The 19,693-nt window shown below is 67.2% G+C and carries 18 protein-coding genes and 1 tRNA gene; 9 read left to right on the top strand and 10 right to left on the bottom strand.

Going from position 1 to position 19,693, the window contains the following annotated elements; translation table 11 throughout:
• Positions 1 to 392: 392 nt before the first annotated feature.
• Both AL072_RS07450 and AL072_RS07445 read left to right on the top strand, forming a co-directional pair.
• Entirely contained in the window at positions 393 to 2,402 is a 2,010-nt protein-coding gene (locus tag AL072_RS07450; RefSeq protein WP_045582413.1) for a HAMP domain-containing methyl-accepting chemotaxis protein, read from the top strand.
• 159 nt (positions 2,403 to 2,561) lie between these two features.
• Entirely contained in the window at positions 2,562 to 3,224 is a 663-nt protein-coding gene (locus AL072_RS07445; protein ID WP_045580864.1) for a hypothetical protein, read from the top strand.
• A gap of 93 nt (positions 3,225 to 3,317) precedes the next feature.
• Here the strand turns inward: AL072_RS07445 and AL072_RS07440 are convergent, their stop codons facing one another.
• The 5 genes from AL072_RS07440 to AL072_RS07425 all read right to left on the bottom strand — a co-directional run bounded on the left by AL072_RS07440 (position 3,318) and on the right by AL072_RS07425 (position 8,200).
• Positions 3,318 to 5,015 carry a methyl-accepting chemotaxis protein gene (locus tag AL072_RS07440; protein ID WP_045580865.1) on the bottom strand — a complete coding sequence of 566 codons (1,698 nt, stop codon included), beginning with the start codon at positions 5,013 to 5,015 and terminating at the stop codon, positions 3,318 to 3,320.
• Entirely contained in the window at positions 5,012 to 5,353 is a 342-nt protein-coding gene (locus tag AL072_RS34210; RefSeq protein ID WP_144428169.1) for a hypothetical protein, read from the bottom strand. Before AL072_RS34210 ends, AL072_RS07440 begins: the two co-directional genes overlap by 4 nt.
• 310 nt (positions 5,354 to 5,663) lie before the next feature.
• The gene (locus AL072_RS07435; RefSeq protein ID WP_045580866.1) at positions 5,664 to 6,608 is read right to left on the bottom strand and encodes an AEC family transporter; all 945 of its coding nucleotides are present in this window, start codon (positions 6,606 to 6,608) and stop codon (positions 5,664 to 5,666) included.
• Between the two features lie 68 nt (positions 6,609 to 6,676).
• Positions 6,677 to 7,345 carry an RraA family protein gene (locus AL072_RS07430; RefSeq protein ID WP_045580867.1) on the bottom strand — a complete coding sequence of 223 codons (669 nt, stop codon included), beginning with the start codon at positions 7,343 to 7,345 and terminating at the stop codon, positions 6,677 to 6,679.
• 780 nt (positions 7,346 to 8,125) lie between these two features.
• Positions 8,126 to 8,200 (bottom strand) — tRNA-Gly (locus AL072_RS07425).
• Between the two features lie 145 nt (positions 8,201 to 8,345).
• Here AL072_RS07425 and AL072_RS07420 point away from each other — a divergent pair.
• From AL072_RS07420 to AL072_RS07400, 5 genes are all read left to right on the top strand, one after another.
• On the top strand, positions 8,346 to 8,915 hold the full coding sequence (locus AL072_RS07420; RefSeq protein WP_045580868.1) for a prolyl-tRNA synthetase associated domain-containing protein: 570 nt from the start codon (positions 8,346 to 8,348) through the stop codon (positions 8,913 to 8,915).
• A 206-nt stretch (positions 8,916 to 9,121) separates the two neighbouring features.
• A complete protein-coding gene (locus tag AL072_RS07415; protein WP_045580869.1) occupies positions 9,122 to 10,072 on the top strand; it encodes a thioredoxin family protein in 951 nt (316 codons plus the stop codon).
• Between the two features lie 74 nt (positions 10,073 to 10,146).
• On the top strand, positions 10,147 to 10,815 hold the full coding sequence (locus AL072_RS07410) for an LON peptidase substrate-binding domain-containing protein (RefSeq protein ID WP_045580870.1): 669 nt from the start codon (positions 10,147 to 10,149) through the stop codon (positions 10,813 to 10,815).
• Between the two features lie 44 nt (positions 10,816 to 10,859).
• Complete coding sequence (locus AL072_RS07405) at positions 10,860 to 11,090, top strand: Trm112 family protein (protein WP_045580871.1); 231 nt, start codon at positions 10,860 to 10,862, stop codon at positions 11,088 to 11,090.
• Positions 11,087 to 11,488, top strand: a complete 402-nt coding sequence (locus AL072_RS07400; protein WP_045580872.1) for a gamma-butyrobetaine hydroxylase family protein — start codon at positions 11,087 to 11,089, stop codon at positions 11,486 to 11,488. The genes AL072_RS07405 and AL072_RS07400 overlap by 4 nt, the downstream gene beginning before the upstream one ends.
• Before the next feature lie 48 nt (positions 11,489 to 11,536).
• Here AL072_RS07400 and AL072_RS07395 read toward each other — a convergent pair whose 3' ends face one another.
• From AL072_RS07395 to AL072_RS07380, 4 genes are all read right to left on the bottom strand, one after another.
• Positions 11,537 to 13,048 (bottom strand): UbiD family decarboxylase, encoded by a 1,512-nt coding sequence (locus AL072_RS07395; protein WP_045580873.1) that lies wholly within the window; start codon positions 13,046 to 13,048, stop codon positions 11,537 to 11,539.
• Positions 13,049 to 13,245: 197 nt separating this feature from the next.
• Complete coding sequence (phbB, locus tag AL072_RS07390) at positions 13,246 to 13,968, bottom strand: acetoacetyl-CoA reductase (protein WP_045580874.1); 723 nt, start codon at positions 13,966 to 13,968, stop codon at positions 13,246 to 13,248.
• 146 nt (positions 13,969 to 14,114) lie between these two features.
• Entirely contained in the window at positions 14,115 to 15,290 is a 1,176-nt protein-coding gene (locus AL072_RS07385; RefSeq protein WP_045580875.1) for an acetyl-CoA C-acetyltransferase, read from the bottom strand.
• Positions 15,291 to 15,403: 113 nt separating this feature from the next.
• A complete protein-coding gene (locus AL072_RS07380) occupies positions 15,404 to 16,663 on the bottom strand; it encodes an alpha/beta fold hydrolase (protein ID WP_045580876.1) in 1,260 nt (419 codons plus the stop codon).
• A 591-nt stretch (positions 16,664 to 17,254) separates the two neighbouring features.
• Here AL072_RS07380 and phaR point away from each other — a divergent pair.
• Together phaR and AL072_RS07370 are read left to right on the top strand one after the other, a co-directional pair.
• Entirely contained in the window at positions 17,255 to 17,890 is a 636-nt protein-coding gene (gene phaR / locus AL072_RS07375) for a polyhydroxyalkanoate synthesis repressor PhaR (protein WP_045580877.1), read from the top strand.
• 204 nt (positions 17,891 to 18,094) lie between these two features.
• Complete coding sequence (locus tag AL072_RS07370; protein ID WP_045580878.1) at positions 18,095 to 18,313, top strand: hypothetical protein; 219 nt, start codon at positions 18,095 to 18,097, stop codon at positions 18,311 to 18,313.
• Between the two features lie 31 nt (positions 18,314 to 18,344).
• Here AL072_RS07370 and AL072_RS07365 read toward each other — a convergent pair whose 3' ends face one another.
• A complete protein-coding gene (locus tag AL072_RS07365) occupies positions 18,345 to 19,535 on the bottom strand; it encodes a glutathionylspermidine synthase family protein (RefSeq protein WP_045580879.1) in 1,191 nt (396 codons plus the stop codon).
• Positions 19,536 to 19,693 lie beyond the last annotated feature (158 nt).

Raw genomic sequence — 19,693 nt, 5'->3', positions numbered from 1 at the left:
AAGCCGGGTGATGGCGGAATCGGCGACGACCCCGGCCGGCCGCTGCGCCCTTTGGCATATATCACGATACGGGGTGATGTTCAAAATGCCTCTCCTGTGACCGCCACGGCACAAAAAATGATCGTTCCGGGCTGGCGGCTGGCCGGATGACCTATGCCTGTGGACTGACGCAACGGGCGAACACGCAAAGCGGCGGTTTATTCCACAGCATTGGAGCCGCTGTTTCCTCGCATTCGGCCCTGAGCCTCCGGCCCCGGCCTCCCATACCCGGGCATGTGGCGCGGTTCCCGACAGTGGCACGGTTCCTGAAAAGGGTCGTGATGACTGACCTGTTCCGGGGGGTCCTGCCCAACTGCCGGGCAACGACCCCCGAGCCGACGGAGGCCTCGACCATGAGCCTTTTCAATCGCTTTCGTGTGGGCACCAAGATCACGGCCGCAAGTGCCGGCATCCTGCTGTTCCTGGTGCTGATCGGCGGCATCGGAGTGGTGGCGCTGTCCGATGCCGGCAGCGCGGTGGAAACCTACCGGCGGCTGGGCCAGCAGACCAACGAGCTGGGCCGCATCCAGGCCCTGATGCTGGAGATGCGCCAGCAGGCGACCCGTTTCCTGCTGACCGGCGATGCGGAGGTCGGCGCGACCGTCCGCCGCCATGCCGAAGACGCGGCCCGGACCATCGACACGGCCCGCGGCCTGTTCTCCGACCCGGCGCTGCGGCAGACCGTCGACCGCATGGCGCAGGGGATCGCCCAGTATCGGGAGGCATTCACCACCACCATGGATCTCCAGTCGCAGCGCGCCAAGGCCATCGCCGAACTGGACGAGATCGGGCCACGGCTGGAAAGCGCGCTCGACACCATCATGGACAGCGCCAGCGCCGCCGGCGACACCGACGCTGCCTATTTGGCGGGCATGGCGTTGCGCCACATGCTGTCGGCCCGCATTTCGGCCACCCGCTACAACATCGACGGATCGCCGGCATTGGCCAGCCAGGCACGCTCGCAGTTCACCGATGCGGCCAGCCGCGGAGGGGCGATGATGGCGAAGCTGACCGACATGGACCGCCGCAAGATGGCGATGTCCTACACGGCGATGCTGCGTGTCTACACCACCGGCTTCAACGCGGTGGTCAAGGCAACGACCGAACGCGACAAGCTGGTGAAGGAGGTGCTGATCCCCGTCGGCGATTCCATCGCCGCAGAGGCGGAACAGCTGACCATCGCCAGCGTCGGGCATCAGAAGACGCTCGGCATGGAGGCCGGGGCCTTCATCGCCAAGGCACGCAACGTGATGATCGCCGCTTCCCTCGTTGCGGTGGTGCTGGGTCTGGCAACCGCCCTGCTGATCGGCCGCGGGCTGTCGCGGCCGGTGGTGGCGATGACCGACCGCATGACCCGGCTGGCCGGCGGCGACCGCGGCGTCGACATTCCCGGCCTGGAGCGCGCCGACGAGATCGGCGGCATGGCCAGGGCGTTGCAGGTCTTCAAGGACAGCCTGATCGAGAGCGACCGTCTGGCCGAGCGCCAGCAGGCCGAGCACGAGGCGCGGCGCAGCCGTGGCGAGCGCATCGACCGGCTGACCCAGGAGTTCGACCGGCTGGTGCTGGAGGCGCTGGGCCGCGTGTCGGCGGCGGCGACGCAGTTGCAGGCGACTGCCCAGACCATGTCGGCCACCGCCGAACAGACCACCCGACAGGCCGATGCGGTCGCCAGCGCCTCGCTCGATGCGACCGGCAATGTCGAGACGGTCGCCGCCGCGACCGAGGAACTGACCGCCTCCATCGCCGAGATCGGCCGGCAGGTAGCGGAAAGCACCCGCATCGCCGGTCACGCGGTCGCCACCGCCGAGCGGACGGACGGCACCGTCCGCGGGCTGGTCGACGCCGCGCAGCGCATCGGCGAGGTGGTTCAGCTGATCACCGACATTGCCAGCCAGACCAACCTGCTGGCGTTGAACGCCACCATCGAGGCGGCGCGGGCCGGCGAGGCGGGGAAAGGCTTCGCGGTCGTGGCGCAGGAGGTGAAGAGCCTCGCCAGCCAGACCGCCAAGGCGACGGAGGAGATCGGCGGCCAGATTGCCGGCATCCAGGAGATCAGCCGTCAGGCCGCCGGCGCAATCGCCGAGATCGGCCGGGTCATCGCGGAGGTCAGCCACATCTCTACGACCATCGCCGCGGCGGTGGAGGAACAGGGTGCCGCCACCAAGGAGATCAGCCGCAACATCCAGCAGGCGGCGCGCGGCACCCAACAGGTGTCCGGCAACATTGCAGGCGTATCGGAAGCTGCGGCCTCGACCGGCGGCGCCTCGCGCGAGGTGCTGACCGCCGCCGACGGGCTGAACCACGAGGCGACGGACCTGCGCGGCTTCGTGTCGCGCTTCCTGACCGACATGCGCGCCGCGTAAGAAACGCCATCGTTCGCCCTCGCAAGCATGACGGTCATGGCACCGGCAAGACCCGAATCGACCGGGTCTTGCCAGTGTTCCAGACTTGCCGGACTGTCCCGCCGCTTACCCGTCTACATTCCCCTTGCGCGGGCCGGCGCCCTTCGGCACATAGGCGCGATGATCCTGACCCCCATCGCAATCGACGACATGCCGAAGGCCCTCGCGGCCTTCGACGCCCATCTGGACGACCATCCGCAGGCGCAGGCCGCCTTCCGCCGGATCGCCGCGACCTGGCCGGTGCGCCCGGCCGACCAGCCGGGCGGCGGCGTCGACACGCCAGCCCATCGGGCCGAGGCGGTGCGGCTGGCCCACGCCCACGGCATCGAAACGCTGGACGAGCCGCCCAGCCGCTCCTTCATGTGGGATGGCAAGGTGATCCGCACCGACGTCGAGGCGACGGTGATCGTGCATGAGGTGACGCACTGGCTGTGCGCGGCGCCGGAGCGGCGGACGCTGATCGACTATGGGCTCGGCCCCGGCCCGGAGACCACCGCCCGCCGGGAAGCGCGCGCCGACAAGCGCCTGTGCTTCGAGGACTGCATGCATGAGGAGCAGCAGACCTCGCTGCTCGGCGTGCTGTGGGAAGCCGAACTGGACCAGCCGGCGATCCTGGCCTTCCTGGAACAGAACTGGATGGAGCATTGGGAGCGGTCGAGCACCGCCGCCTTCTTCATCCGCCATGCCGAAGAGCTGTTCACCCGCGGACTGATCGACGCCGAGGGCCGCCCCACCACGGCCCGCGAGTGGGCCGATGCAAGACGGTCGGTGCCGGTGGGGTGAGGTATCTGCCGCAACATTCGGCCTCGCCACCTCCCGCAAAAAAACGCCCTCTCCCGTATCCACGGGAGAGGGCGTCGTCGTTTCAGCCTGCCGTCACGCCGCGGTGATGCGGGTGATGAAGGCTTCGATCTCATGGTCGAGGCGGTTGAAGCTGCGCGACAGTTCCTCGGTGGTGTTCTGGACTGAACCGGCGGAATGGCCGGTGGTTTCGGCCGCCTGCTGGACCAGCCGCATCTCCTGCATCACCGCCATGGTGTCGACGGCAGCGCGCTGCGAACGGGCGCTGATGTCACGGGTGGCGGCGTCCTGCTCCTCGACGGCGGCGGCCACGGTGCCGAGCGATTCGTCGACTTGACGGATGGTGCCGACGATGGCGCGGATTGCGCCGACAGCGGCATGGGTGGCGCCCTGGACCGCGGCGATTTCCGCCCCGATCTCCTCCGTCGCCTTGGCGGTCTGGTTGGCGAGGCTCTTAACCTCCTGCGCCACGACCGCGAAGCCCTTGCCCGCCTCGCCGGCCCGCGCCGCCTCGATGGTGGCGTTCAGCGCCAGCAGGTTGGTCTGGCCGGCGATCGACTGGATGAGGCCGACGACCTCCTCGATCTTGCGGCTGGCTTCGCTCAGCCCCTGGACGATGCTGTCGGTCCGGCCCGCCTCCTCCACCGCGCCACGGGCGAGCAGCGCCGACTGGCTGATGGAGCGGGTGATCTCGTCGATGGAGGCGCGGAGCTGTTCGGCGCCGGCCGCGACGCTCTCGACCTCGCTGGTCGCCTCCTGCACCGAATGGGCGACGCTGTCGCTGTGGTGGCTGGTCTGCTTGGCGTTGTCGAGCATCGAGTTCGCTTCGTTGCGCATCGAGGTCGCGGAGCGCACCACCTCGCCCATCATCGCCTTGACCGACGCCTCCAGGTCGTTGGCGAGCGCGGACATGGACTGGCGCCGCTCCTGCTCGTTGCGGAGGCGCATCGCCTCCTGCTCGCGCGACAGCTCCTGCACGCGGATGGCGTTCTCCTTGAAGACCTGGACCGTCCGGGCCATCTGGCCGATCTCGTCGCCGCGCTCGGCCGCCGGGATGTCGGCCTCCAGGTTGCCGCGGGCCAACCGCTCCATCACGTCGGTCAGGCGCACGATCGGCCGGGCGATGTTCATGCCGATGAACAAGGCGACGCCGACCGTGACCAGCAGAGCCGCACCGGCCACCGCCATGAAGGCCTGGGTGGTGCGGTCGACCGACTCGTTGACCTGGGCGTAGGCGTCGGTGGAGACCTTGCGCTTGTAGGTCAGGTAGTCGCGGCTGGTCGCCTGCAGGCGGGTATAGGCCGACTGCACCTCCTGCAGGAAGTCGAGCGGATCGACACCCATCTTCAGGAGATCCAGGAAGCTGACCACCTTGGCCAGATATGTGGCCGAATCGGTGCCGAACCGCTCGAAATACTTGGCTTCCTCGTCGGTGTCGGCGGTGGCGCCCTTCAGCGTAGCCGCCTGTCCCTTCAGCTTGTCGAGTTGTCCGTTGAGGGCCTTCATCTCCTCTTCCACCGCCTTGGGCGAGGCGTTCGCACTGTTGAGGATCACGGTCCGGTACATGCCGGCATGGGCCACCGTCAGCGTGTCGGTCAGCCCCTGGATCTCTGCCTCCCGCGTGAAGGAACGGTTGAAGAGGGCGTCGAGCAGCGTCGATTGCTGGGTGATCGCCGACCAGCCGAGCAACGCGATCACCAGCATGCCGACAATCGCCGTCGTCGCCGGAATGGCCATCTTGACGGGAATGTGGAAGTTGTTGAGGAGGGTCATGGGGCACCTGCATCGGCCGCCGGTTCAAGGCGCGAACCGTCCGGCATGGCATTGGGGCGGAGGAATGGCCGGCTGTCGCGGAACACCGGCGGCGCCATCGGCAACGCCCCCAGTTCCACCTTCACCGCTCCGTTCCACGATACGTCGTTCGGACGAGATCCGTGGCGGTCGGCCCGCCGGCGCGGGCACCGCCGGACCATCTCATCCGGGAAATCTTTTTCAATGATTAACGCACATACATTTATCGGCGTCTTCGACCTGACATACTCTATGCCGGATTCATCGACAAACTTGCCGCCTTTACAAGAGGACATACTATAATATGTCATCACGGGCACGGCCCGTTTACTTCCCATCGAAGCATGGGATGCGGTTCGCGCCGGACGCGCCACTCTCACTTTTAGCGTGTTTTTTTCTGTCAAGACACAGCCCAGCCGTCGCCTCGTTCCATCACTGGTCATACAATTAGAGGCTAACAGGATTTAGATATCGCTTCAATGGAGAGGGACTCGGCCTCTCCGCCTTGTGAGACATCATATTCCGTTCATTCTCCCTCGGCCTCCCCTGGAGGCTATGGAAGTCGAATGGAGATAATTTCAAAGATATGACAAATGGTCACACTGCGCGATCGGGCCGGCCGCGCCGCCGTCAGCCGGCTGCCGAGACCATGAAGGCGATGGAGATCGACACCGGCGACAGCAGGGTGGAGATCAGCAACGACATCGACACCACCTCGCGCCCGGCATTGTAGCGCTCGGCGAAGACATAGGCGTTGATACCGATGGGCAGGGCCGCGGCGGTCACCGCGGGGGCGACCCACACCGGCGGCAGGTCGAAGACATGGGTGGCCAGCAGCCAAGTCAGCAGCGGATGCAACCCGGTCTTCAGCAGCGCGACCACCGTGGCCGGCAGCACCGCTCCCGAAGCCGGACTGAGCGCCAGCGAAGCGCCGAGGGTGAAGCAGGCACAGGGAAGGACTGTCTGCGCCATCAAGGTGAAGCTCTTCATCACCATGGGCGGAATCGGCAGATGGATCAGGTTGGCGGCCAGCCCGAGGATGACGGACACCACCAGCGGGCTGGCCAGCGTCGCCTTGGCCGCTGCCAGCGTCGCCTGCACGGGACGGCCTGTCCGGCCGCTGCGCGCCGAACGCTGGGTTTCCGCCAGCATGGTCGCCGAGGTGAACAGCAACGGCGACTGGAAGACGATCAGCAGCATCACCGGCACCGCCACGGTCGGGCCATAGGCCTCCATGATGATCGGCGAGCCCAGCAGCGCGATGTTGGAGAAGGAACTGGCCAAGCCGATGGGAGCGATCTGCTCCCGCCGGCCGGCAAGCCGCATCCACAGCCCGCCGACCAGGAAGACCGCGACCGCCCCGATGTAGAAGGATCCCAGCACCGCCCATTCCAGGGGATCGGGAATGTCCGCCCGGGCCATGTTGGAGAACAGCAGGGCCGGCAGCGCATAGATGCCGAGGAATCGCGAAAGCCCCTGGACCATCGCATTGCTGAACCCGCGGTAGCGCGCCGCCCAGAAACCAAGCGCGATCAGGCCGAACATCGGCAGGACGATCTGGAATATCAGCGACATGTAGGCGGCACCGTGTGGGCAGGATCGGCAGGTGGGCGATGCAGGGGCTTTCCCTCACCCCGCTCCGTTCAATCGGCGGGGACGATCTCCAGCGGCGGGACGCCGAGCACGTCGACCAGGGTGGCGCCGGCCTCGATCTGCTCGGTCCACCGGCGCTCGCGCTCCAGCAGGGCCAGGCTCTGGCTGAGGGCGGCGTCGGCAAAGGCCAGCGGCACCACCACCACGCCGTCCTCGTCGCCCAGGATCAGGTCACCCGGATTGACCGGCACGCCGCCGATCGCCGCGGTGACGTCCATCTTGCCGCCGAAATTCTTGTGCGGGCCGCGGGCGACGGCGCCCTTGGCGAAGACCGGCAGGCCCAGGCCGCGGATCTCGTGCAGATCGCGAACGGAGCCGTCGACCACCAGACCGCCCAGACCGCGGCGCTTGCAGCAGCGCACGACCCATTCGCCGGCCAGCGCCACGTCGTCCAGGCCGCCGCCGGCCACGACGACGACGTCGCCCGGTTCCGCCAGGCTGACGGCATGGTGAACCATGCTGTTGTCGCCGGGCATGGTGACCACAGTGCGGGCCTGACCGCAGAGGCGCATGCCCGGAACCATCGGCTTGATACGCGAATCCATGCTCTGGCAGCGGTTCAGGGCGTCGGAGGCGACGCTGCTGGGCACCGACGACCAAACGGCAAGGGTCTGGGGCGACAGATGACGGTATTCGACGAGATAGCGTTGCATGGCCATGGCGATTTCCTTTCGTTTCTGGAGCGGGTTTGGGCGGGGGGCGGCAATCGCCCGGGGAAATGGCGGGCTTCCGGCACAGCCGGGCCATCGCCCCCGATGCTCATGGCCCGCGATTCACATGATCTCCGCGTGGCATGGCCCCGCGCATGCCCACCTGGCCCGCATTTCGCGACTGGCAGTCGACGGCGGGTGCCGGCTCGGGCGATTGCGGGATGCACCGGAGGATCCTATGGACCGGCCACGCCCAAAGGCAGGCAGCCGGCTGGAAACCCTGCTGCGGGAACATCTTGGGGTTACGATGCGCGTTTCCGCAGACTGTCAGCGATTGTCACAACCCCCGGAACGTTTGAATCCGATTATTTAGATTTTGAAGTGTATATACTCCTGCGGTCATACGCAAGGAAGTTGACAATCTGTAAATACGTCATATGAAATTTCATCCCGTTTCCCGCGTCGTCATAAAGAAGAAATGTCGAATGACGGGAAATTATAAGAAAGTTGCGAGCCCTGCGCAGTTTGCGGAAACTGCCATGCTGGCGTTGCCGACACTGGCTTGGGCCGTCGGAACGTCACACCGCATCGGTCAGGGAGAGCCGTACAATTGTATGACGATCCAGCCTCGATTTTCTGCAATCGGAGGGTGGAGCCGCGCAACTCGCAAGCCCAACCGGACGATGGCGAAAGGGAGGGGACGGGAAAGATCGCCAAAATGCGAAAGGCCGGCACCCGAAGGTCCGGCCTTTTGAAATCGCATACCTTCGACAACACGCCGAAGGAAACTGGAGCGGGCGAAGGGATTCGAACCCTCGACCCCAACCTTGGCAAGGTTGTGCTCTACCCCTGAGCTACGCCCGCGCTCCGCATCCACCGTCCGGCGCCTCGACAGTGCCGTCAGGCGGTGTGCGGCGGACTATACTGATCGGCCGACGCAATGCAAGGCCCTTGTTTCGGTTTTTTCACCGGCTGGACGATTTTCCGCGCCCCCGCTACAAGAGCAAACATGGACACCCCATCGCATCCCGCTCCCGATCCGAACGCGTCCCCGGACTTGGCTCCGGACCTGCCGCTGCCGACCGCGCCGGAGCAATTGCTGGCGCGGCTCGACGCCCTCGGCATCCCGACCACGACGCACAGCCATCCGCCGCTGCACACGGTGGAGGAAAGCAAGGCCCTGCGCGGCGCCCTGCCCGGCGGCCATTGCAAGAACCTGTTCCTTAAGGACAGGAAGGATCAGCACTGGATGGTGGTGGCGCTGGAGGATGCCCGTGTCGACCTGAACCGGCTGGACAAGGTCATCGGATCGGCGCGGCTGTCCTTCGCCTCGCCCGAACGGCTGTGGCGGCATCTCGGCATCCGGCCGGGCTCGGTCACCCCCTTCGCCCTGGTGAACGACGGCGACCGCAAGGTGCGCGTCGTCCTGCAGAAGGCGATGATGGAGCATGAGCTGCTGAACTACCACCCGCTGCTGAACGACCGCACCACGGCAATCCGGCCCGACGACCTGCTGCGCTTCATCCGCGCCTGCGGGCACGAGCCGGCCATCGTCGAGTTCGGCCGGGACGAGGGCTGACTGCGGCTGACTGCGCGGAGAAGCGGCCCTTGCCGGGGTGCCGGAGCGACGCAATGCTTGCTTGAGCCGCCCTGCACGCTCACATATGTCGGCAACGAACGCGGTCGGGGTCTGCAATGGCCGGACCGGCAAACTCATGGCCCAATGGGATGTCCCGCCAGGATATCCCATTGGGCCGGACATCACGAACGGGACAGAAACACGCCATGTTCTCCATGCCCCCCGCAAATGCGCCGAAGCCCGCCGCTCCCGCCGCCGGTGCCGCCGACATCGTCAAGGACAGCACCGACCGCGCCTTCATGGCCGACGTGATCGAGGCTTCGCGCGACGTTCCGGTCATCGTCGATTTCTGGGCGCCCTGGTGCGGCCCCTGCAAGCAGCTGGGCCCGATCATCGAGAAGGTGGTGCGCGCCGCCAAGGGCGCCGTCCGCCTGGTGAAGATCGACACCGACGCCAACCCGATGATCGCCTCGCAGCTGCGGGTCCAGTCGATCCCGGCCGTCTACGCCTTCTTCCAGGGCCGGCCGGTCGACGGCTTCATGGGCGCGCTGCCCGAATCGCAGGTGAAGGCCTTCGTCGACAAGCTGCTGGCGCTCGCCAAGCAGGCCGGCGTCGGCGGCGGGGCCGACGACCTGCTGGAGGAGGCCTTCGCCCAGGCCAAGGGGATGATGGAGGGTGGCGACCTGCAGGGAGCGCTCGACATCTATAGCCAGATCATGCAGGCGGAGCCGGAGAACGCCCAGGCCTATGCCGGGATCCTGCGCTGCCTGATCGCCGCCGGCGACCTGGAGAACGCGAAGCAGATGCTGGCCCAGGCGCCCGAAGCCATCGCCAAGGACAAGGAGCTGGCGAATGTCCGCGCCGCCCTGGACGTGGCGGAACAGGCGGCCAATGCGGGCCCGATCCCGGAGTTGATGGAGAAGGTCGCCCACGACCCGAACGACCATGCGGCGCGCTTCGACCTCGCCATGGCCCTGTTCGCCGCCGGCAAGCGCGAGGCCGCGGTGGACGAGCTGCTGGAGATCTTCAAGCGCGACCGGACCTGGAACGACGACGGCGCGCGCAAGCAGCTGGTGAAGTTCTTCGAGGCGTTCGGCCAGACCGACCCGCTGACGGTGAAGACCCGCCGCCGGTTGTCGACGATGATGTTCAGCTGAGGCCGTTTCCCCCGCAACCGTTTTCCGGTAGGGGGACGGCTGTTCCACCGGCGAAGGGGGCCTATCTGATTGGCATGACCAGAAACCCCTTCGACCCGGATTTCGGGCAATTGCCGACGATGCTGCCGGTGTTTCCGCTGGCCGGCGTCCTGCTGCTGCCGCGCGCGCGGCTGCCGCTGAACATCTTCGAGCCGCGCTACCTCGCGATGGTCGAGGATGCGCTGGGCAGCGGCCGCATGATCGGCATGATCCAGCCGCTCGACCCGGTTTGCCGGGCTCGCGAACCGGCTGTCTACCCCTGCGGCTGCGCCGGCCGGATCACCAGCTTCGCCGAGGCCGAGGACGGCCGCCTTATGATTACCCTGACCGGGGTCGCCCGCTTCGAGATCGGACGCGAGGTCGAGGGAGCGCGCGGCTACCGCCGCGTCGTTCCCGACTGGCGCCCCTTCCGGTCAGATATGGAGCATGATCCTTGCGGCGCTGTCGACCGCAGCCGCCTGCTCGGCGCATTGAAGAGCTATTTCCGCGTCCAAGGCCTGTCGGTCGACTGGAAATCCATCGAATCGACGCTGGATGAGCGGCTGGTCAACTCGCTGGCGATGATCTGCCCCTTCACGCCCAGCGAGAAACAGGCGCTGCTGGAGGCGCCGACCCTGGCCGAGCGCGGGAAGCTCTTGATCGGACTGGTCGAGATGGCCATTCTCGACAGCCATGACGGGGACGGTCCGCCGCCCAGACATTGATGCGGCACCGGCATCCCCCCCTCCCTTCACCTGCGAGACACGACATGGCGACGCCCGAGGACAAGAGCAGCGAATCGAAAACCAGCGCCCGCGTCGACCCCAAGCTGCTGGAGATCCTGGTCTGCCCGCTGACCAAGGGACCGCTGCGCTACGACGCCGAGCGCGGCGAGCTGGTCAGCGAGCGCGCCGGGCTGGCCTATCCGATTCGCGACGGCATCCCGATCATGCTGATCGATGAAGCGCGCAGCCTCGACAAGGCGGGGTCCGCGCGATGAGCTCCGGCGAGTCCACCGGCAATGGGTTCGGCACCGTGCAGTGGCCGACGGAAATCCGGCTGAAGAAGGACGACAAGCGGCTGGAGGTCGATTTCGACGACGGCAGCCGCTTCTCCTACCCGGCGGAGTTCCTGCGCGTGGTCAGCCCGTCCGCCGAGGTGCAGGGCCACAACCCAAGCCAGAAGCAGACCGTCGCCGGCCGGCGCCATGTCGGCATCATGCGGGTGGAGGCGGTCGGCAACTACGCCATCCGCATCGTCTTCGACGACCTGCATGACAGCGGCATCTTCAGCTGGAAATACCTTTACGAGATCGGCAGCGAGCAGGAGCGGCTGTGGGCCGACTATCTCGCCGAACTGCAGGCCAAGGGCCTGAGCCGCGATCCCGGCCGGCGGTAGGCCGCCGGCGGCGGATGCCCTCTTCCTATTCGGGAGAGGGCATTCCTCTCACTTCCAGATCGGCTTTCCGCTGCCGGGCAGGCCATAGAGGTCCCATTTCCGGCTGACCGTCTCCACCACCTCGTCGGCCATGCGGATCTTCTGCCCCCACTCCCGCTTGGTCTCCGGCGGCCATTTGTTGGTGGCGTCGAGCCCGACCTTGCCGCCCAGGCCCGATTCGGGGCTGGCGAAATCGAGATAGTCGATCGGGGTGCCCTCGATCACGGTGATGTCGCGGGCCGGGTCCATGCGGGTCGACATCGCCCACATCACGTCCTTCCAGTTCCGCGCGTCGATGTCGTCGTCCACGACGATCACCCATTTCGTGTACATGAACTGGCGCAGGAAGGACCAGACGCCCATCATGACCCGCTTGGCGTGGCCGGGATAGGCTTTCTTCATGCTGACCACTGCGATGCGGTAGGAGCAGCCTTCCGGTGGCAGCCAGAAATCGACGATCTCCGGGAATTGCTGGATCAGCAGCGGGATGAACACCTCGTTCAGCGCCTCGCCCAGCACCGACGGCTCATCGGGCGGCCGGCCGGTGAAGGTGGAGAGGTAGATCGGCTTGCGCCGCATCGTCATGGCGGTGACGGTGAAGACCGGGAAGGGCTCGACCGAGTTGTAATAGCCGGTGTGGTCGCCGTAGGGCCCCTCGTCGGCATACTCGTCCAGGCTGACATGGCCTTCCAGCACGATCTCGGCCTGGGCCGGCACCTTCAGCGGCACCGTCCTGCACTCCACCAGCTCGACCTTCTTGCCGCGCAGCAGGCCGGCGAACTGGTATTCCGACAGGGTATCGGGCACCGGCGTCACCGCCGCCAGGATGGTGCCGGGGTCGGCCCCGAGCACGACGGCGCAGGGCAGCGGCTCGCGCTTGCCGCTGGCGGCCCAGCGGTGATGGTGCTGGGCGCCGCCGCGGTGCTTCAGCCAGCGCATGATGGTCTTGTTCCTGCCCAGCACCTGCATGCGGTAGATGCCGAGATTGAAGTCGTCCTCGCGCTTGCCGGTCGGCCCCTTGGTCACCACCAGCGGCCAGGTGATCAGCGGCGCCGGCTCGCCCGGCCAGCAGCTCTGCACCGGCAGCCGGCCGAGGTCGATGTCGTCGCCGGTCAGCACCACCTCCTGGCAGGGCGCCGAGCCGACGGTCTTCGGTTTCATCGACATCACGGTCTTGGCCAGCGGGATCAGCTCCAGCGCCTCGCGGAAGCCGCCCGGCGGCTCGGGCTGCTTCAGGAAGGCCAGCGTCTCTCCGACCGCGCGCAGCTGGTGCGGCTCACGGTCCATGCCCCAGGCGACCCGCTCCACCGTGCCGAACAGATTGACCAGCACCGGCATCTCGGAACGCGTGCCGTCCGCCTTCACGACGTTCTCGAACAGCACCGCCGGGCCGTTCTCGGCCAGCAGGCGGGTCTGGATCTCGGTCATCTCCAGCACGGTCGACACCGGTTCCTTCACCACCACCAGCCGCCCCGCCTTCTCCAGCCGGTCGATGAAGTCGCGCAACGAAGTGTAAGGCATCGCGGGGTGTCCGTGAGTGAGGGTACGTCCGAAACGGACGATAACCTTCAACCAGACGGCCGGCCCGTCAAGTGCGGCCCGCCTGCTTTCAAAAAGAAAAACCCCTCCCCCGCCCTCGGCGGACCGGGGGTCCGTGCCGAACGCGGGAGAGGGGCGATCAAGGTCGAGTGTCGGTCGGCTTATCCCCGTTCCGGGGATCAGTACATGTGCTGGCCGCCGTTGACCGACAGGGTCGAGCCGGTCATGAAGCCGTTGTCGTCGTCGACAAGATACAGCACCGCCTTGGCGATCTCCGAAGCGCGGCCGAGACGGCCGACCGGGATGCGGGCGACGATCTTCTCCAGCACGTTGGCCGGCACCGCGCGCACCATGTCGGTGTCGATGTAGCCGGGGGCGATGGCGTTGACGGTGATGCCCTTGGCGGCGCTTTCCTGCGCCAGCGCCTTGGTGAAGCCGTGGATGCCGGACTTCGCCGCGGCGTAGTTGACCTGGCCGTACTGGCCGGCTTGGCCGTTGACCGAGCCGATGTTGACGATGCGGCCGAACCCGCGCTCACGCATGCCGTCGATGACATTGCGGCACATGTTGAAGCACGAGGACAGGTTGGTGTGGATCACCGCCTCCCACTGTTCGTAGGTCATGCGGTGCATCACGCCGTCGCGGGTGATGCCGGCATTGTTGATCAGCACCTCGACCGGACCGAGATCCGCCGTGATCCTGGCGATGCCCTCCTTGCAGGCGTCGAAGTTGGAGACGTCGAACTTGTAGGCCGGGATGCCGGTGCGGGCGGTGAACTCCTTGGCCGCCTCGTCGTTGCCGGCATAGTTGGCGGCGACCTTGTAGCCGGCATTCTTCAGGGCGACGGCGACTGCCTCGCCGATGCCGCGGGTGCCACCGGTGACGACTGCAACACGAGCCATTGTTTTTCTCCCCAGATTTAGTGGTGATTGGTTGGTTTCTTTGATTTTTTATTTTTGGGTATGACGGACCCTCCGCAGGTCCGGCGGATCCATCATGCCTCGGGCGGAGCGGGCCGCTTCCGCCAGGGAAGGCGGCCCGTCCGGTATCAGTCGCGCTGGACGCAGAGGGCGATGCCCATGCCGCCGCCGATGCACAGGGTGGCGAGGCCCTTCTTGGCGTCGCGCTTCTGCATCTCGTACAGCAGGGTGGTCAGCACGCGGGCACCCGAGGCACCGACCGGATGGCCGAGCGCGATGGCGCCGCCATTGACGTTGACCTTGCCGGTGTCCCAGCCCAGATCCTTGTTGACCGACAGCGCCTGGGCGGCGAAAGCCTCGTTCGCCTCGATCAGGTCGAGGTCGTCCACGGTCCAGCCGGCCTTTTCCAGCGCCTTGCGCGAGGCCGGGATCGGGCCGGTGCCCATGATCGCCGGATCGACGCCGGCGGTCGCCCAGGAGACGATGCGGGCCAGCGGGGTGACGCCGCGCTTGGCCGCATTCTCCGCCGTCATCAGGACCAGCGCCGCGGCGCCGTCATTGATGCCCGACGCGTTGCCGGCGGTCACCGTGCCGTCCTTGGAGAAGGCCGGGCGCAGCTTGGCCAGCGATTCCGGCGTCGTGCCGTGCTTGGGATACTCGTCGTCCGACACCACCACGTCGCCCTTGCGGCCCTTGATGGTGACCGGGACGATCTCGTCCTTGAAGCGGCCGGACTTCTGGGCCGCTTCCGCCTTCTGCTGGGAGGCGGCGGCGAAGGCGTCCTGCTCCTCGCGGGTCAGCTGCCACTTCTGGGCGACGTTTTCCGCGGTGTTGCCCATGTGATAGCCATGGAAGGCGTCGGTCAGGCCGTCGCGCAGCATGGTGTCGAGCAGTTCCGCCGTGCCCATCTTGGTGCCGTTGCGCAGATGCATGACGTGCGGCGCCATGCTCATGCTTTCCTGTCCACCGACGACCAGGACGTCGGCGTCGCCGTTCTTGATCGCCTGGTAGCCGAGGGCGACGGCGCGCAGGCCCGAGCCGCAGAGCTGGTTGATGCCGATGGCGGTCGCCTCCACCGGGATGCCGGCGTTGACGGCGGCCTGGCGGGCCGGGTTCTGGCCCTGGCCGGCGGTCAGGATCTGGCCAAAGATGACCTCGTTCACTTCCGCCGCGTCGGTCTTGGCGCGCGCCAGCGCTTCGCGGATCGCGACCTCGCCCAGGACATGGGCGGGAACGGCGCTGAGGGCGCCGTTGAAGCTGCCGATGGGCGTACGGGCCGCACTGGCAATGACAACCTCGGTCATGGAACGCTCCTCGAATTAGGACAGTTTTATTATAGCGATGGTAGGACGCTCGGAGTGATTCTTACCTTAAGACGTGCAGATGGCCGGACGCAAGATGGCCGAAGGTCGCTGCACTAACCTGTCGCAGCAAGCCAATCGGCGAGCGGAGTCCACACTCCGGTCTCGGCGCCGGCGCTGACGACCATTCCGATATGGCCGAGCGGCGGCCGGTGCGTGCGGGCGCCGGGAATGGCGGCGGCAAGCGCCAGGGCAGAGGCCGGCGGAACGATGCGATCGCGCTCCGGGATCAGTGCCAGGGTGGGCACGCGGATGGACGCTGGATCGACCGGCAGTCCGGCGACCATCCAGGAACCGGCCATGGTGTCATTGCGGCCGTACCAGCCGGCCAGCGCGTCGCGTGCCACGCCGGCCACCAGCGGCACGCCGTCGTTCAGCCAATCCTCCAGCGCCACGAAGGCGCCCGCCGCGCGGGAGCCGGGGGCCATGCGGGCGAACTGGCTGAATTTCTTCAACGCCAGCAGCGGGTCGAGCTGGGCGAACAGGGCCTGCAGCGCATCGGTCGGCAACTCGCCCCAGCGCTCCAGCGCCGGGCCCCAGGGCTGGATGAAGGCCGCCACCCGGTGTGCGGTGGCCGCGTCCTCGGCATGGAAATCCCACGGCGTGGCCATCAGCCCCAGCCCCGCCAGCGACCGCGGCCGACGCTGCGCCAGCGCCGCCGCCAGCAGCCCGCCCATGCAGTAGCCAACCACCGGAACCGGCTGTCCGCAAGACTCCACCACCAAATCGAGCGCCCGTTCCAGCCGGCCGGCGATGTAATCGGTCAGGGTGAAGCGGCGTTCCAGCGGCCCCGGGGTTCCCCAGTCCAGCAGCAGCGGCCGGAAGCCGCGCGCCGCCAGCCAGCGCATCAGGCTCCTGTCGCGCGACAGGTCCAGGATATAGGCGCGGTTGACCAGCGACGGCACGAACAGCACCGGCCGGCCCGCTCCCATCCCATAATCGAGAAGCCGCGAGCCGCCTTCCGCCCAGACCGTCGGCGGATCGGGCAGGTCGCGGACATAGGGATGGCGGCGGTACCGCTCGATGCCTGTCAGGACGGCGTCGATGCGACGGCGGATCTCCCGGTCAACCTCCCGGCTCAGGCGGTCGCCGCCGCCGGGCAGCCGGTCGGCCTGCAACAGGTCGTCCCGCAGGGCCGCCGCCCGCCCCCTCAGCGCCGGACTCCAGGGCAGCAAGCCGTTCCTCAAGAGCGGCAATCCGGCCGCGGAGCTGAGCAAGCTGCCCAGCGCCGCCGTCAGGTGCAGGCTCAGCGGCCGCGGCCCGCGGCGCATCGGCGTGCCGTCCGCCCGCCTCTTGTCCGCCAGACGCTCGCTCATCGGAAGGCCGTCCGTTTTGGGGGGAGAGGGTGTGGGGGAAAGGGGACGGACGGGGATCCCATCCGGTGCCGGGCGTTCCGCCGAAGCCGAAGCCTCCCGAACCGAAACCGGCCGGTCCAAACGGGAAGGGAGCGGCCGCCATTCCCTGCCCCATCATCTGGAACAGACGGGCCATCATGTCCGCCATCTCCGGATCGGCGGCGCCGGCCGTCCATTGGTCCTGCCACAGGTCCAGATAGCGGCGCGCCAGCGATTCGTAGGAAGGCGGATCGGATGGGGGTTCTGGTTGCGACGGGTCGGCCATGCCCGGATTATAGGCGGGACGACACCGCATTGACCAGTGCGGCATGGCTCACCACCTGTCCTTTCGGGTATCGCGGGGGGCTGTCCTGGCCCGTCGCAGCCGTCAGTCCGGCCCGGTTTCCCACCGCAACCGCGGCGCTATGCCGCGGCGCAACGCTGGACAAATTGCTATCCCTTCGAGTAGTTCTAATGACGGAACAATCTCCGCCGCCAAGGCCCCCCGTGTCCGGAACACCGCGTGTCTGTATCACCGTGCCTGGAACACGTCCCTTCTTGAAAGAGTCCGCGATGGCCGACAAGGAAGACCAGAAGTCCGCTCCGATCACGATCAAGAAGTACGCCAACCGGCGGCTCTACAACACCGCCACCAGCAGCTATGTCACGCTGGACCATCTGTGCCAGATGGTGAAGGACGGCTTCGACTTCGTGGTCTACGACGCCAAGACGGGAGAGGACATCACCCGCTCGGTCCTGACCCAGATCATCGTGGAAGAGGAAAGCAAGGGTCAGAATCTGCTGCCCATCAGCTTCCTGCGCCAGTTGATCGGCTTCTACGGCGACAACATGCAGTCGGTGGTGCCGCGGTATCTGGAATATTCGATGCAGGCCTTCTCCCGCAATCAGGAGCAGATGCGCGACTATTTCCAGAACACGCTGGGCGGCATCTTCCCGTTCGGCCGTCTGGACGAGGTCAGCAAGCAGAACATGGCGATGTTCGAGCGCGCCATGCGGATGTTCACGCCGTTCGGTGCGGCCGGCGCCCCGGACGAGGCGCCCGGCCAGCGCCCGCCCGGGCAGCCCGGTACGACGCCCCCGGCGGCCGCGGCCGGCCCAACCTTCGACGAGTTGCAGAAGCAGATAGACGAATTGCAGAAGCAGATCGCCGGTATCGCGCGGCCTGCAGGCAAGGCGGACACGAAATAGCCGGTCGGTTCGGAAAGGTTCCCGGCAGACGGGCGGCACGAAAGGCGGGGTCATACCCCGCCTTTTTCATTGCCCAGGGAAAGCCCTGCGCGCAGGCTTCTTCCATACCGAGGGGGGGTGCCCGAGGATCATACGCAACAGGGGCATCTTCTCGTCCAGCGTACCGGACACCGCACCGGGCCAATCGGCAGGAAGGAACCGACGATGACCACCGAACTGACCGTCTCGATCACCCTGGCCAGCGACGACCCGCGGGAAACCACCCGTTTCGAGGACAGGCTGCGCGACTGGCTGGACCATCAGCCTGGCGTGGCCGGCATGGCCATCGCGGACCGCGGCAACGACGCGGCCACCGAAACCATCTGGCGCGCCGCGCGCAAGGCGACCTTCGGACCGGCGCTGAAGAACCCGTTCGCGCCATAACAGGCGCTCTATATCCACTTGTCCGGGCCGGCTATCCCCTGAACAGGTGCGGGACCGTCGCCGAATCCGGGCCAATGCCCAGGCCGACGCGCGGATCCGTCGATTCCCGCACCGCCATGCCCAGGCACTTGTCTCCGACGATCCAGGCGTGCAGGACGGCCCGCGTGTCCTCCTCGCGGAATCCGGACGGGGTTTCCAGCCACACCGCCCCCTGCGCCGCCACGTCAGCGCCGACAGCCGGCCCATCGTCGGCGATCACCGCCCCCTGCTCGACGATGCGCGTCGGCGCGCCGTCCAGCCCATGGAGCGCACGCACCGTCACCATATCAGCATCCGCAACCCCGCCGGGGTCGAGCGCGGCACGGCACAGGTTGGGATGGCGCGGATAAAGGTGCGACAGCACCGCCAGCAGCCCATGGTTCGACCACAGCCAGCACCACAGCGGCGACAGCACGCTCATGCCGCTGCTGCGCAGCCGCTGCAGGAAGGCGTCGTCAGCCAACCCGTCCCACGGATAGAGCTTCGCCAGCCAGGAGATCGGCTGCCCTTCGTCGTCCATGAAGCGGCGGCCATCCCAGGCGATGGACTGCAGAGGCAGCAGGCGCGTGTCGATGCCGGCCTCCGCCGCGGTGGCGGCCAGATAGACCAGTTCGCCCTCGCGCACCGGATCGGGGGTTGCGCAGGTCGCGTGCATGCGCCCACGGCCGGGGAGACCGGCCGCCAGCTCCTCCCACCGCTCGACCAGCGCCTCGTGCAGGCCGTTGAACTGGTTGGCGTCCGGGGCCATGGCCTCCCGCCAGTTGCGCTGAACGAGCGAGGCGGCGAACAGCCCTTCGCCGGTGTCGTAGTTGCATCCCAGCAGCTTGACGCTGTCGCGCCCGTCATAGGCCAGCGTCAGCCGGCCGGCGAGACCGCCCGCCCGTTCGTTGCGCCGCCCGCCGGCCCAATAATCGGCCCACGAGGCCTCCAGCAGCCTCCCCATGTCGCCGCGGATGCCGAGCGCGGCGAACAGCTTGTGCTCCACCACATGGCGGACGGCGACGCCGATCATGCTGTGCAGTTCGTCCGCCACGCTTTCGATCAGGTCGATCTGCGAAGCGGTGAATTCATAGACGGTGTCCTCACGCCAACTGGCCCCGGCCGACATGGCACGCACACCGTAGGGATATTTGCGAAGGCCCGGGCGCCAGTCCGCCCGCGGCTTCATCGTCGTCCTGCGCATGACGTCCGATCCGCCCCGATCAGGTCCGGCCGGCCGCGCGGGAGGCCGCGCGAGCAGGCGCCGCAGGCAATTCCGCTGGGGTACGGGAATGAATGGCTGGGATGACGGGCGGCAGGCTGGTCAACGGTCCACTCCGGAGGAGGCCAATCCTAGAGACA

Source organism: Azospirillum thiophilum, assembly GCF_001305595.1.
Lineage (GTDB): Bacteria > Pseudomonadota > Alphaproteobacteria > Azospirillales > Azospirillaceae > Azospirillum > Azospirillum thiophilum.
The sequence above is the reverse complement of the archived record's forward strand: the minus strand, read 5'-3'. Positions and strand labels throughout refer to the sequence as shown.